The 13,680-nt window shown below is 60.6% G+C and carries 12 protein-coding genes; 5 read left to right on the top strand and 7 right to left on the bottom strand.

Going from position 1 to position 13,680, the window contains the following annotated elements; all coding sequences use genetic code 11:
- Positions 1 to 64: 64 nt before the first annotated feature.
- Positions 65 to 673 carry a peroxiredoxin gene (locus NW812_RS01950; protein ID WP_414393562.1) on the bottom strand — a complete coding sequence of 203 codons (609 nt, stop codon included), beginning with the start codon at positions 671 to 673 and terminating at the stop codon, positions 65 to 67.
- 117 nt (positions 674 to 790) lie between these two features.
- On the bottom strand, positions 791 to 1,066 hold the full coding sequence (locus NW812_RS01945; RefSeq protein WP_414393560.1) for a DUF1830 domain-containing protein: 276 nt from the start codon (positions 1,064 to 1,066) through the stop codon (positions 791 to 793).
- 252 nt (positions 1,067 to 1,318) lie between these two features.
- Between NW812_RS01945 and glpX the strand changes: the two genes are divergently transcribed.
- The 4 genes from glpX (at position 1,319) to typA (ending at position 6,102) form a co-directional block, all read left to right on the top strand.
- Positions 1,319 to 2,362, top strand: coding sequence for a class II fructose-bisphosphatase (gene glpX / locus NW812_RS01940; RefSeq protein WP_414393558.1), 1,044 nt, complete (start codon positions 1,319 to 1,321; stop codon positions 2,360 to 2,362).
- A gap of 311 nt (positions 2,363 to 2,673) precedes the next feature.
- Positions 2,674 to 3,969: a glutamyl-tRNA reductase gene (locus NW812_RS01935; protein ID WP_414393556.1), complete on the top strand. Its 1,296-nt coding sequence runs from the start codon at positions 2,674 to 2,676 to the stop codon at positions 3,967 to 3,969.
- Positions 3,970 to 4,052: 83 nt separating this feature from the next.
- Complete coding sequence (psb30, locus tag NW812_RS01930; RefSeq protein WP_099812430.1) at positions 4,053 to 4,160, top strand: photosystem II reaction center protein Ycf12/Psb30; 108 nt, start codon at positions 4,053 to 4,055, stop codon at positions 4,158 to 4,160.
- A gap of 124 nt (positions 4,161 to 4,284) precedes the next feature.
- Positions 4,285 to 6,102 carry a translational GTPase TypA gene (gene typA, locus NW812_RS01925; RefSeq protein WP_414393554.1) on the top strand — a complete coding sequence of 606 codons (1,818 nt, stop codon included), beginning with the start codon at positions 4,285 to 4,287 and terminating at the stop codon, positions 6,100 to 6,102.
- Here typA and NW812_RS01920 read toward each other — a convergent pair.
- The 3 genes from NW812_RS01920 to NW812_RS01910 are packed head-to-tail and all read right to left on the bottom strand — an operon-like array spanning position 6,099 to position 10,105.
- The gene (locus tag NW812_RS01920; protein ID WP_414393552.1) at positions 6,099 to 8,168 is read right to left on the bottom strand and encodes a M48 family metalloprotease; all 2,070 of its coding nucleotides are present in this window, start codon (positions 8,166 to 8,168) and stop codon (positions 6,099 to 6,101) included. The genes typA and NW812_RS01920 overlap by 4 nt on opposite strands.
- Positions 8,165 to 9,505: a competence/damage-inducible protein A gene (locus NW812_RS01915; protein WP_414393550.1), complete on the bottom strand. Its 1,341-nt coding sequence runs from the start codon at positions 9,503 to 9,505 to the stop codon at positions 8,165 to 8,167. Before NW812_RS01915 ends, NW812_RS01920 begins: the two co-directional genes overlap by 4 nt.
- 42 nt (positions 9,506 to 9,547) lie before the next feature.
- Positions 9,548 to 10,105: an N-acetyltransferase family protein gene (locus tag NW812_RS01910; RefSeq protein ID WP_414393548.1), complete on the bottom strand. Its 558-nt coding sequence runs from the start codon at positions 10,103 to 10,105 to the stop codon at positions 9,548 to 9,550.
- A gap of 147 nt (positions 10,106 to 10,252) precedes the next feature.
- Here NW812_RS01910 and NW812_RS01905 point away from each other — a divergent pair, with 147 nt between their 5' ends.
- The gene (locus tag NW812_RS01905) at positions 10,253 to 11,335 is read left to right on the top strand and encodes an Mrp/NBP35 family ATP-binding protein (protein ID WP_414393547.1); all 1,083 of its coding nucleotides are present in this window, start codon (positions 10,253 to 10,255) and stop codon (positions 11,333 to 11,335) included.
- On the opposite strand, the gene NW812_RS01900 is transcribed toward NW812_RS01905, so the two are convergent.
- Both NW812_RS01900 and NW812_RS01895 read right to left on the bottom strand, forming a co-directional pair.
- Entirely contained in the window at positions 11,332 to 11,673 is a 342-nt protein-coding gene (locus NW812_RS01900; RefSeq protein ID WP_414393545.1) for a hypothetical protein, read from the bottom strand. The genes NW812_RS01905 and NW812_RS01900 overlap by 4 nt on opposite strands.
- 45 nt (positions 11,674 to 11,718) lie before the next feature.
- Positions 11,719 to 13,548, bottom strand: a complete 1,830-nt coding sequence (locus tag NW812_RS01895; RefSeq protein ID WP_414393543.1) for a BamA/TamA family outer membrane protein — start codon at positions 13,546 to 13,548, stop codon at positions 11,719 to 11,721.
- Between the last annotated feature and the right edge of the window lie 132 nt (positions 13,549 to 13,680).

The raw sequence follows: 13,680 nt of genomic DNA, 5'->3' as shown, positions 1-13,680 counted from the left end.
TGCACCTCTTTAAAAAAGCTCCAGCTCACTTGGAGCCGGAGCCGCAAGGTCTGGCATTCCTGGTCTACTTGGCAACTGCCGCGAAGAACTCCTTGGATTTGACCGGGTCGGGCTTTAGGGTTCTCTGGCCGGGCTGCCAGTTGGCTGGGCAAACTTCATCGGGGTGGGATTGGACATACTGGATAGCCTGCAGGGTGCGCAGGGTCTCATCCACGCTGCGGCCAAAGGCCAGGTTGTTGATGGTGGCGTGCTGAAGGATCCCTTCCTTGTCGATGATAAACAGGCCGCGCAGCGCCACCCCTGTTGCCGGATCCAGGACATTGTAGGCGGCGCTGATCTCTTTCTTCAGGTCGGAGACCAGCGGATACCTCAGCTCGCCCACCCCGCCAGCTTTGCGGTCGGTTTGCATCCAGGCCAGGTGAGAGTACTCGCTATCCACCGAGATGCCGAGGATCTCCGTGTCCAACTTGGCAAACTCGTCGTAGCGATCGCTGAAAGCCGTGATCTCGGTCGGGCAGACAAAGGTAAAGTCCAGGGGGTAAAAGAGCAGCACCACATACTTCTTGCCCCTGTAGTCAGAGAGCCTCACCGTCTTGAATTCCATGTCGTAAACGGCCGTGGCCGAAAAATCGGGAGCTAGCTGCCCCACCCGCAGACATCCTTGCTGAGACATGAGGTCGACCCTCCTTCCGGTAAGGTGCAAATGTAAACTAAAATCAACATACCATACTCATAATGAGTTTGTCTTGCGGGTTAGGCAAGCTAAACCGACCCGACAACCTCTTGTCCCTCACCCATTTACAGTATCTGCCAAGGTATCCAAATGGGGGGGCAGCCAAGGATGGGCTTCTACTTCAGGAAGGGAAGAATCCAGCAACCAGCGGCAGGGGCGGCGCTCTTCCAAGATGGTAGTGGCGCAGCAGCAGCTATAGACTTCTAGGTAGTCGTCGGGTTCTGCCTCGAAAGTGGCATACTGGCCTGGGAAGAGGGTGCGCTCCCAGTGGCCAGGGATCGTCCGGATTACCTGAACCCGGCCAGAGCGGTTGACATAAACGTATCTTTTCATTGCTGTTTTTTAATTCCCTTAAGAAAAACTTATTGCCCTTTAGGACAGGCTATCATCCTTGATCCCCAGCCGACAATAGCCAGCGGCTGGGACGGGGATCGCCCTTTGCGCTTGACTTTTGGCAATTTGTTCTCTCAGGTTATTCAAGGTGGGGATAAAGATCTCGAGAAGAAGCCTGCCCTGGTAAACTGGGAGAGAGTTTGAAGAGATCCTTACTGAAGTTGGCCTTCATCGTTCCGAGGGGGGCATACCGTGGACAACAAGTTGGGGCTCGAGATCATCGAAGTGGTGGAACAGGCTGCCATTGCTGCCGCCCGCTGGATGGGCAAGGGGGACAACAAGGCCGCTGACCAAGCAGCCGTAGAAGCCATGCGGGAGAAACTCAACCAGATCCCCATGCGCGGTCGAATCGTCATTGGGGAGGGAACCCGCGACGAGGCCCCCATGCTCTACATCGGGGAGGAAGTGGGGATCTGCACCCGTCCCGACGCCGAGCAGTTCTGTCGCGTGGAAGAGCTGGTGGAGATCGATATTGCTGTGGATCCCTGCGAGGGCACCAACCTGGTAGCCAAAGGCCAGAACGGATCCATGGCGGTGCTGGCCATCTCCGAGAAAGGCGGCCTTCTCAACGCCCCGGACATCTACATGCAAAAACTAGCGGCCCCGCCCCAGGCCAAGGGCAAGGTTCACCTGGACTATCCGCCAGAAAAGAACCTCAAGATCATCGCCGAAAGCCTGGGTCGGGAAGTGGCGGACCTAACGGTAGTGGTCATGGATCGCAAGCGCCACACCGATCTCATTCGCCAAATCCGCGAGGCAGGGGCGCGGGTGAAGCTAATTACCGATGGCGACCTCTCGGCAGCTCTGGCAGTGGCGTTCAGCGGCACAGGTATCCATGCCCTGATGGGGATTGGAGCGGCTCCCGAGGGAGTGATCTCGGCAGCGGCGCTGCGCTGTCTGGGCGCTCACTTCCAAGGGCGGCTCATCTACGATCCCGAAGTGGTGCAGGCGGGCACCTACCTGCCACCGGTAGAAGAGACCCGGCGAGAACTAAAAGAAAAGGGCATTGAGGATCCCGATAAGGTATGGGAGTGTGAGGAGCTAGCCAGCGGCAAAGAGCTGCTCTTTGCGGCCACCGGCATCACCGATGGGGATCTGGTACGGGGAGTGCGCTTCTTCGGAGGTGGAGCGCGTACGGAAACGCTGGTGATTTCTAGTCAATCCCGCACCGTGCGCTTTGTGGACACCATCCACCTGAAGGAGGGCCAGCAGCCCCCCGCCCTGCAACTGCGCTGACGGATCCCCTCCTAGCTCTTCCCAGTGACGAGGGCGGCTTTCCCTGGGGAAGGTCGCCCTTCTGCTTGGGAGAACGTTAAAAAATCTATCAAGGCCGACCCCGAAAAAACGTAATAACTCTTCAGCAAAATCTGGCAAAACCGATCCGATACTGGTCTTAGGGTTTAGGTAGTCTGAGAAAAGTTACCTAAGCTTGCTGCAGCCAAGACAGGTAAGACGCTTTGCCTAGGCTCTAGGCTATTCTTGTTTCGGGCAAGGTTTGCCTTTGTTTAGAGATTTAACAATCAGTGGTCTATAGACGACGGAGAGGCATGTTTATCGCGGTTGTCGGTCTTAGCCATCGCACAGCTCCTGTGGAGATCCGGGAGCGCCTCAGCATTGGGGAGGCCGAGGTGGGAGAGAGGATCCGGCAGCTCCGTGCCTACCCCCACATTGAGGAAGCAGCAATCCTCAGCACCTGTAACCGGCTGGAGGTCTACATCGTTACGCCAGAAACCGAAAGCGGGGTGCGGCAGACGATGCAGTTTTTGGCCGAGGCAAAGGGGATCCCCCTGCCCCAACTGCGTCCCCACCTGTTTACCCTGCTCTACCAAGATGCGGTGACCCACTTGATGCGGGTGGCGGCCGGGCTGGAGAGCTTGGTGCTGGGAGAGGGGCAGATCTTGTCGCAAGTGAAAAAGGCTCAACAACTGGGCCAGGCTTGCAACGGCACGGATCGCATCCTCAACCGCCTCTTCAAGGCAGCCATCACTGCCGGCAAGCGCGTCCGCGCGGAGACGGGGATCGGCACCGGCGCCATGTCCATTAGCTCGGCAGCCGTGGAGCTGGCCCTGCAAGAGCAGGGATCGCTTTCCCAGGGCAAGGTTACCGTCGTGGGAGCAGGGAGAATGGCCCGCCTCTTGCTGCAGCATCTTCTGGCCAAGGGAGCGGTGGATATTACCCTAGTCAACCGCTCCTTAGAGCGGGCAGAAGCGCTAGCCCAGCAATTTGAGCAACCAATCCAAGTCCTGCCTTGGGAGTCGTTGCTCAACAGCGTGGCGGAGTCCAATCTGGTCTTCACCAGCACCAGCGCCACCCAGCCCATCCTTACCTACGCCCAACTAGTGGAAGTGCTGCAGCCGGATCAGCCGCTGCTGTTGGTGGATATCTCCGTGCCCCGCAACATCGAGCCCGAGGTAGAAAAGCTCAGAGGGGTGCGGCTGTTCAACGTAGATCACCTCTCTCGCGTCGTGGAAGAAAACCGCGCCCAACGGCAAAAGCTGGCCCTGGCTGCCGAGGCCTTGATCGAAGAAGAGGTGGAGCAGTTCATGGAGTGGTGGCGTTCTCTGGAAACAGTGCCCACCATTTCCAGCCTGCGCCACAAGGTGGAGTCTATCCGCGAGCAGGAGATGGAGAAAGCTCTCTCCCGGCTGGGCAAGGACTTTGCCGAGAAGCACCTGGAGGTCATCGACGCCCTCACCCGTGGCATCGTCAACAAGATCCTGCATGACCCTATGGTGCAACTGCGGGCCAAACGGGACATCGAGGCCCGACGGAAGGCGATGCAAATTCTGCAGGAACTCTTTAACCTCGATCCCATGCCCTTTCAGGCCCAGCAGGAGCGCTAGGTTTTAAAGAATTGCAACAGTCCCCTCATCTTCAGGCAACAGCGGACCTTAGGATACACAAGTAGGCTACGGGATTTGGGGCTATGTTCGGGCAATACGAAGTGTTCGTGCAGTTGGCGCTGCTTGCCTTGATTGTCTTGGCAGGGCCGGCGGTCATTTTGGTGCTTTACCTGCGCGGGGCTGATATGTGAGGCAAGGGTTGCCCGGTAGCGCTGGCAGGGCAACTCTCTCTGCGATGTAACACTTCTTTGCGCTAGAGTTGTAGAGGCACCCCCAGGAAAGGCTGGGGGTAAGTTTTTCTACGGATTGAGGGCTATGCCGATCCCTATCCGCAACATTGCCATCATTGCCCACGTTGACCACGGCAAAACCACCCTCGTGGATGCCCTGTTGCGCCAGGCAGGAGCCCTGCGGGCGGAAGGAGACATTCCCGCCTGCGTGCTGGATTGCAACGCCCTAGAGCGGGAGCGGGGCATCACCATCCTGGCAAAGAACACCGCCGTTCGCTATGGCGAAACCCTGATCAACATCGTCGATACTCCCGGCCACGCCGACTTTGGCGGGGAGGTGGAGCGGGTGCTGGGCATGGTGGAAGGCTGTCTGCTGATTGTGGATGCCAACGAGGGCCCGATGCCTCAGACCCGCTTTGTGTTGCGTAAGGCCTTGGAGAAGGGCTTGCGCCCAATCGTGGTGGTCAACAAAATTGATCGGCCTCAGGCCGAGCCCTACAAGGTCATCGACAAAGTGTTGGATCTGTTTCTGGAGCTAGGCGCTGACGAAGACCAGTGCGACTTCCCCTACCTATTTGCCTCGGGACTACGGGGTTTTGCCCTGGAAGAAGCTGACCTCAAAGCTTTCCTTGCAGGCAACTACAGCGGCCCTCTCGACATGAGGCCTCTCTTTGAGGCCATCCTCAAATACGTGCCGCCGCCAGTGGGGGATCCCGCCAAGCCGCTGCAACTGCAAGTCACGACACTGGAGCACTCGGAATACCTGGGCCGGATTGTGATTGGCAAGATCCACAACGGCACCATTCGGGTTGGGGATCAGTTGGCGGTGGTCAAAGAAGACGGGTCGATTGTCAGGGGCAAGGTAACCAAGCTGTTTGGCTTCCAAGGCCTGGAGCGCATTGAGCTAACAGAAGCCACTGCCGGCAATATTGTGGCCGTGGCGGGGTTTGCCGAGGCCCACATTGGCCACACCCTCACCTCTCCCGAAAACCCCCAGGCCCTGCCGCTGATCAAGGTGGACGAGCCGACGCTGCAGGTGAGGATCTGCGTCAACGACTCTCCCTTTGCCGGCCAGGAGGGCACCTTTGTTACTTCGCGGCAATTGCGGGAGCGCCTGATGCGGGAGCTGGAAACCAACGTGGCGCTACGGGTGGAGGAGACCGAGTCCCCAGATTGCTTTTTGGTGTCGGGGCGAGGCGAACTGCACCTGGGCATTTTGCTGGAAACCATGCGGCGGGAGGGCTACGAGTTCCAGGTTGGCCAGCCGAAGGTGATCTTCCGCGAAGTCAACGGCCAGCCCTACGAGCCCTATGAGCTTTTGGTGTTGGATGTGCCGGAAGCGGCAGTGGGCGCCTGCATCGAACGGCTGGGAGAGCGGCGGGGAGAGATGCAGAACATGAGAGTGGGCGCGGACGGTCGGGCCCAGTTGGAGTTCGTCATCCCGGCGCGGGGGCTCATTGGCTTTCGCAGCGAGTTTGTCCGCATCACCCGCGGCGAAGGGATCATGAGCCATAGCTTTTTGGAGTACCGTCCTCTCACCTCAGGGCTGGAGACTCGCCGCAACGGCGTGCTCATTGCCTTTGAAGAGGGAGTGGCCACCACCTATGCCCTGAAGAATGCGGAGGACCGCGGCGTGTTCTTCATTAAGCCGGGCACCCGCGTTTACAAGGGCATGATTGTGGGTGAGCACAACCGACCCCAGGATCTGGAGCTAAACGTCTGCAAGACCAAACACCTAACCAACCATCGCGCCTCAACGGGAGAAGAGCTAGTGCAGCTACAGGCGCCGGTGGAGATGACTCTGGAGCGAGCCCTAGAATACATTGGCGAGGACGAGCTGGTGGAGGTCACCCCTCAGTCGGTGCGACTGCGCAAGGTCCAGTTAGTGCCCTCTCGCCGCTAGCGGAGGTAAAAGCGCAGGTTGGGGAAATAGAAGGCCCCCCAGAGGCCGAGGAGGACAAACCCCAGGCCAAGGAGCAGCAGCCACAGGCGGGGACGGCTGTGGAGGCGAGTTGCTCCTGTCTGGACATAGGCCAAATCCACCCAGGCAGTGTTGCCGCGGCGGAACCAGCCCACCACCTTGACCTGCCGGCCCATGAGGGCGCGGAGGGGCTTTAGGCCGGAAAAGACATTGCCCAGCGGTCCCAGGGGAGAGGTGAAGCGCAGGGGGATCAGGCCGGTGGCATCCTGGAGCTTGAGCTCTGCTCCCAGTTGGTAGCCAGTTGGTCCCAATCCCAGCAGCTCGCCTTCCAGCTCCACCGGCTGACTGCGGCAGGGATCCGCGTCCGGATCGGCCAGCAAGCTGAGCACCGCAGTGGGCTGGGGCAACAGAGGTCCTCGGTACATGAGCCCTGCCTTGGCCCACAGGCCCATCCCATAGCCCACCACCGCAGCCGCGGCAATGATCTTGGGATCAAGGCGATCTCGCAGCCCTAAGTAGAGGATTAGCCCCACCAGCCAGCCTATAACCATGCCGACCACTTCGGCAGCGTAGATAGCCAGATCCGCCCAGAAGCGAGCCTTTTGAAGAGCCCCTTCCTCCTTTGTCCTGACTAGGCTCAGCTCCGGCAAAAGGCGCAGCCGCTGCGCGTATTCCCCCAAAACCTGAAAGCGCTGTCCCAGCAGGGGATGGCTGGAATTGAGCTGCATCCAACGGGCCCAGGGGTTGAGCTGCTCCCAGCGGAAGACCTGGCCGGCTTGGGCGGGATCCCGCAAGCGGACAGCGGCAGTGGCGGCAGCGGTAGTTTTGAAGTCCAGGAGGCTAAAGAGGCGGGTGCAGTGCAACAGCGAGGAGGGGCGGCGGTCGTTTTTGTGAGCCTCCTGCAGGCCGGCAGCCGACTTGAGCAGGGCGGCCATTAGCCCGTTGGGGTTGCCCGTGGCCTCGACCGCGAAGTGATCGGCGTGGTAGGTGCCCAGGCGGGAGAGGAAAAACAGGGGGTAGGAAAGCACCGTGTAGATCAGGTAGAGCAGGGGAGCCACGTGTCCAATGAGATCCCGCCGTTGGCTCCCCAGGTGGCTCACTTGCTCCAGGGTTAGGTAAACCAACTGCAGGGGGGATCCTAGCAGGGTCATGAGCAGGATGTCGCCGTTAACGATCCGCCCCAGGGCCTGGGCGTAGACGGCGGCAATCTCATCGGGAGCAAGCCGCTGCAAGAGGGCCTGGGTGACCACGATGCGGCCGCCATCGGGAAAAGTGCCGTAGACAAAGGCCAGCGGTCCCCCTTCTGGAATCACCCCCAGGCGCGGCAGTTTGAGGTGCTTCTGGGCGCAGAGGCGCTGCAGCAGGCGAGCTGCCTCGGGGCTATGGCGCTCGAGTTCTCCTAGGCTGGCCCAGCGCAACTTGTGCAGCCGCTGGTGCAGGTGATCCAGGAGCCAGGGGGCAAAAAAGAGCAGGCCTACGCCAAAGTTAACCGCCAGGCTGCCAGCCACCAGCCAGCGTAAGCCGTTGCGCAGCCAGGGCAGCAACCCCTGCAAAAACCAAAGCTGCCGTGGAAAACTTAGCCGCCCAAAATCCAGGTGGCTGCCCACCAGCCCAAAACTCAGCCACCAGAGGAAGAGGAGGCCCACAGCCAGGGATCCCCACTTGGCCCATCCTAGAGAACCGGCCTCCGCCGGCAAGGGGATCCTTAAGCCTACTTGACTGGCCCGTTGGCGGCTGGAGGAGGGGGAAGCAGCGGGTTTTTCCGCCGTTTGGGGCAGACGGGACAGGATTTTTTGGGCCCAGTCTCGCGCCTGAGGATCCGGATGCTGCAGCAGTTTTAGACAAAGCGCCCGCGCCTTCTCTGCTTGGCCTAGCTGATGGTAGGCCCGCACCAAATTCATCTGGGCTTCCAGGACTTGCCTACTTGCTGGGATCCCCCCTCCCTGGCCCCCGTGATGAACCTGGGCCAAATAGTCCTCAAGAAGTTGGATAGCTTCTTGAAAGCGGCCCTGCCGCAGGGCTTCCTTGCCCGCCTCCGCGGGGTTCATCGGCCTGCTCCGAGATCTGCCTGCTCCTCTAGCTTAGGCTCTGGGGATCCCCCCGAAAGGGGGTAGCGGAGCAAGCGCCGCCGCAGACAGTCCAGCGCCGCTTGGGCGCTCCACCAGCGCACGCCCTCTCGGCCGCGCAGGCTACCCAAGCGGTACTCCACCACTTCCACTTTCCCCTCCGGGTAAGCTAAGCCCAGATAGACCAAGCCAACCGGCTTGGCAGCAGTGCCCCCCTCCGGGCCGGCAATGCCAGTAATGCTCAGGGCCCAGTCGGAGCCAAAAACCTGCTTGGCCCCCAGGGCCATCTGGGCAGCTACCGGCTCACTAACTGCTCCATGCTGCTGCAGCGTCTTGGGATCTACCCGCAAAAGCTGCTCCTTGAAGCGGTTGTCGTAGGCAACGATGCCGCCCAGGAAATAGCGCGAGCTGCCTGGGATCCCGGTTACCAACTGCCCCAGTAGCCCGCCGGTGCAGGATTCGGCTACCGCCAGGGTCTGCCGCCGCTGCAGGAGCAGCTCCCCCACCACGCTGGCCAAGGTGGCCTCATCGCTGCCAAAGTAGTCTTCTCCAGAAATCTGCAAAATCTGCTCCACCACTGGAGCAATCAGGGCCTCCGCCGCCTCGCGCGTGGGAGCGCGTCCAGTGACTCGCAGGCGCACCTCCCCTTGGCTGGCGTAGGGAGCGACCGTGGGATTTTCCCCGGCCAGCCAGGGGGCCACCCGCTCGGCCAAGGTCGATTCGGGGATGCCCCAGTAGCGCAGCACGCGGCTGTAGAAGACCTCCTTGCCCCAGCCGAGGGAGCGCAAATAGGGTACAGCCGTCTCCTGCCACATGCGCTGCATCTCCTGCGGCACGCCGGGAAAGGTGAGAACATGCAGGTTGGGGCGGGGCTGCCAAATGAGGCCACAGGCGCTGCCGAGGGGGTTGGGCAGGATGGCGGCTCCCCGGGGCAGAAAAGCCTGCTTGCGGTTGCTAGGCGAGGGCACAAGGCCGCGCTGGCCGTATTTTCGCAGAATCTCCTCCCAGAGCTGGGGGTGCTCCACCATCTCCACTCCAAAAAAGGAAGCCAGCGCCGCATGGGTCAGATCATCCGGGGTTGGCCCCAGGCCTCCTGTGATTAACAGCAGGCTGGAGCGCTGGCAGGCCACCTCCAGGGCCTGGTGGATGCGGGTTTCGTTATCCCCCACCACCGTTTGGTAGTAGTGCGGGATCCCGAGCTTGGCCAGCTCGGCTGCCAGATATTGGGCGTTGGTGTTGGCGATCTCTCCCAAAAGCAACTCGGTGCCAACACAGAGGATTTCGGCCCCTTGGGGGGTGAGGGTTTGGGGTGAACTCATGTTCTGTTTAACCAAGGGCTTCAGACCGCTGACGCAAACAGCTCAGCCGCAAGTATAGAAGTCTTGGCCTCCCTTGGACTCAGGGATCCGGTAAATTGATCCCCCAGCAGAAGGGAGAGGGGGCGCAGCTGCCTGGGCGAGCGCTTCCAGGTCAGAGCCGCTGAGACGGTGGAGAATCCACTCAGGGTGCTGTTTGGCGCCCAAGCGCCGATAGAACTCCATTGCCGGCTGGTTCCAGTCCAAAACCATCCACTCCAGCCGCCCGTATCCTTTGGCCACCGCCTCCTGAGCCACCCGTGCCAAGAGCGCCTTGCCGATGCCCCTGCCGCGGAATTCGGGCAGCACAAACAGATCTTCCAGGTAGAGGCCGGGCCGGGTGAGGAAGGTGGAAAAATGACGAAAGTAAAGAGCAAACCCCACCGCTTGCCCCTCCACTTCTGCCAACAACGCCGAGGCAAAGGCTTCGGGGCCAAACAAATGGTGCCGCAATAGATCAGCGGATCCCGTTACCAAGTGGCTCTGCTTCTCGTACTCGGCTAGGGCGCAGATGAGGTTAAACAAAGCGGGCGCATCTTCAGGCCTGGCAGGGCGGATTTCCATACCTTCTAGCCTCACAACTTGAGATACCGGCACGAGAACAGACTACAGCTAGAACTGACCTGGGTCAGCCAGTTGGCCGAGGGCTGGCCGAGAAGAGCTGGAAAAACCGATTAGAGTGAAGAATATGAAGCAACCTCCTCAGCTCCCATGACGACCTCCACCCTTGATGCTGCTGCTATCCTTGAAGCCTTGCGCCCGGTTCAAGATCCGGAGCTACGCCGCAGCCTGGTGGAACTGAACATGATCCGGGATATCCGCGTCGAGCCGGAGCGGGTGGCCTTTACTCTGGTGCTGACAACGCCAGCCTGCCCCTTGCGGGAGTTCCTCGTCGAGGAGTGCAAGGCTGCTATCCGCCGCCTGGCTCCCGTTGAAACCATCGAGGTTACCGTTACGGCAGAAACCCCCCGCTCGCCCTCTCTGCCCAATCGGCAGCCCATCCCAGGCGTGCGCAACATCATCGCCATCTCCAGCGGCAAGGGAGGGGTGGGCAAAACCTCGGTAGCGGTCAATGTAGCTGTCGCCCTTGCCCAGAGCGGAGCGCAGGTGGGGCTGCTGGATGCGGATATCTACGGCCCCAATGTGCCGCTGATGCTGGGGCTGCAGGATCGGTCTCTGGTGGTGCGCAAACGGGAAGACGGCAGCGAAGAGATCCTTCCCCTAGAAAATTACGGCGTCAAGATGGTGTCGATGGGCCTCCTGGTGGGACGGGATCAGCCAGTAATCTGGCGGGGGCCAATGCTCAACGGCGTCATCCGGCAGTTTCTCTACCAGGTGCAGTGGGGCGAGTTGGACTATCTCCTCGTGGACATGCCCCCCGGCACTGGTGATGCCCAGTTGACCTTGGCCCAAGCGGTGCCGCTAGCGGGCGCTGTCATCGTCACCACCCCCCAGTCGGTGGCCCTCCTCGACAGCCGCAAGGGCTTGAACATGTTCCGGCAACTGGGGGTGCCTATCCTCGGCATTGTGGAGAACATGAGCTACTTCATTCCCCCCGACCTACCGGATCGCCAGTACGATATCTTTGGCTCGGCAGGGGGAGAGACCACCGCCCGCGAGCTGGGGGTTCCGCTGCTAGGACGAATCCCGTTGGAGATTGCTCTGCGCCAGGGTGGAGATGCGGGCAAGCCTATTGTTGTTGACAAGCCCAAGTCTGCCTCGGCCCAGGCGCTCCAGCAGATTGCCAAAGCCTTGGCGGGCCGAGTCTCCATGGTAGCTCTCGGGGCCGGCTAGAAGCGCTCGACTTCTACCAGCGACACGCCAAAGCGGCGCCCTGCCAACAGGATCCCTTCCTGGACCTTGCCGCGCACAGTTATGGTGCTGTTCATAGCTGGCAGCCCCTTGTCCGTGAGGACCCAGAGGGAGCCGCTGTGGTCTTGGATCTCGTACACACCCTGCCCGAACACCCCTATTTGGTTGACCACCCGGCCACGGACGTAGACATTGGCGTAGCGGGAGGGATCCTGCTCAATCTGGGCAATGGGGGTTATGCCAAGGCCTAGCCGTGCCAACTGGCTACATCCACCTAAGGCTAGGCTGAGGCAGAGCAAGAGGAGTAAGGAGCCGCGCATGGATTTTTCCCCACAAGTGCTGCTCCCACCATAGCAAGCCCCTAGCTAGAACTTCTCCCCGATGCCAAAGTGCAGTTGAGCCCGGCCGGCCTCTCCTTGCCCAACAGCGTAGTCGATCCGCAGCGGCCCCAGGGGAGATTGGATGCGGATACCAGCCCCCAGCCCTAAGCCACTGCCGGGCTTGTTGCGCACCGCCGCCGGATTGCCGATGACCGCCGCGCCGCTGCCCAGATCGGTGCCGTAGTCGGCAAAAACCACTACCCCCACCGGGTCGAAAAGGGGAAAGCGCAATTCCGCCGTCGCAGTGGCAAAGCTGCGGCCGGAGCCGATGCCGCCCTCAAAAAATCCCCGCACCGAGTTGCCTCCGCCAATAGGGAAAGCGTCGTAGGGAGCCAAGTCGCCAAGGGTAGTGCCCGCCCGCACGTCAAAAGCCAGCACTTGGGGCCGCTCGCTGCGCGTTTCAAAGAGCTTGACGGGAATGAACTGACTGTAGCTGGCCTCGAGGCGGTTGGCGTTCAGGCCGTTCTGGAACAGACGTACCGACTGCTCGGTGAAGAGGCGAAAGACGGATCCCTGGCTGGGGGTGTTGAGGTTGTCGCGAGTGTCGTGGATGAGGCCCAACCGCAGGCTGGTATAGCTGTCTTGGCCGCTTGTGCTGAAGGTAATCGGGTTGCCCAGCACATCAAAGCGCTCCTGCTCGCCTTTGCTGTTGCGGGCTTCCACAAATTGGACGCGGGCACCCAAGCTGGCCCGCCAATTCCCTCCAAGGGGGCGCGAGAAGGTGATGCTGCCGCCCAGCCGGTTGATGCGCACGGGATCCCCGTTGGGCAGAGTCAATCCCTCGTTGAAAACAAAGCTGGAGCTCTGCTGGTTGGAGATGTTGACACTGTAGGAGGTGGGGATCTCCAGCGTGGCAATGCGCGGGTCGGTGAAGTTGAGGTCGAACAGAGTTTCGTTGGTGCCCACCTGCACATTGAAGCTGGCCTTTTGGTTGTTGCCGCCCAGGTTTTCTTCCGAGACGCTGAGACCGGCAAAGACCCCTGTGGCCGAGCTGACGCCAAGGGTCCCGCTCAAAGTGCCGGTGCGCCGCTCTTCCACATTCACCACCACCACGACTTTGTTGGGATCCCGCCCAGGGTTGAGGCCCACATTCACGTCCTGAAAGAGGTTAAGGTTGAAAACCGCCTGCAGATCTTCCTGGATCTGGTTGCGGTTAAACACATCCCCCGGCTTGGTCTTGAGCTCGCGGGTGATGATGAAGTCGCGGGTTTTGGTGTTGCCCTGCACGCGAATGTCCTCGATCTCCCCTTCAGCAATTTCCAGGGTGAGGGTGCCGTCTTCGGAAGTGCGTACATCAATAACTTTGGCTAGCACGTAGCCTTTGTCGGCGTACCATTGCTCGATCTCCTCCACTGCCGCCTGCAGTTTGCCAAAGTTGAGCACCCGTCCTTCTTGCTCAGCAAAAGCCTTCCGGAGCACCTCCAGATCCAACACTGTTGTCCCTTCTGTGCGCACGGCTTTGAGGACGGGGTTGGGCTTGACCTCAAAGGTAACCCGCACTCCCAGGGGGGTATCGGAGGGCACAGCCCGCACATCGGCAAAGAAACCGGTGGCAAACACGGCGTTGATGTCTTCCCGCAACTGGGATCGAGTGGAGACCTCGCCGGCGCGGGTGCGAATGACTTTGTAAACCTGATCGATCAGCTCTGGGTCATCGGTTCCTTCAACCACCACCTCTGCCACCAAAACTTCTGGCTCGCTGGCAGCGGGGGTAGGGGTGGGGGAGGGTGGGGTGGGCGTGGTGCCACCGGTGTGCAGATCCAGGGTGCCCGGCTGGGGTTGCGCCCAAGCTGCAGTTCCCGCCAGCAGGCTCATCCCCCAAGTGAGCGCGGCAGTAAGCTGGAGCCCGAGTTGCCTGGAACGGTTCCTCATCCCTCACACCCCTAAAGAGAAAAAGATTCCGCCCAGCCGTGAACAATTGGCCTGAATTATATCAACTCCCTCCCT

Origin of the sequence: Synechococcus sp. O70.2, from assembly GCF_047462135.1 — a bacterium.
GTDB lineage: Bacteria > Cyanobacteriota > Cyanobacteriia > Thermostichales > Thermostichaceae > Thermostichus.
Note: the sequence above shows the minus strand (reverse complement) of the source record. Positions and strands in the feature narration are given on the sequence as shown.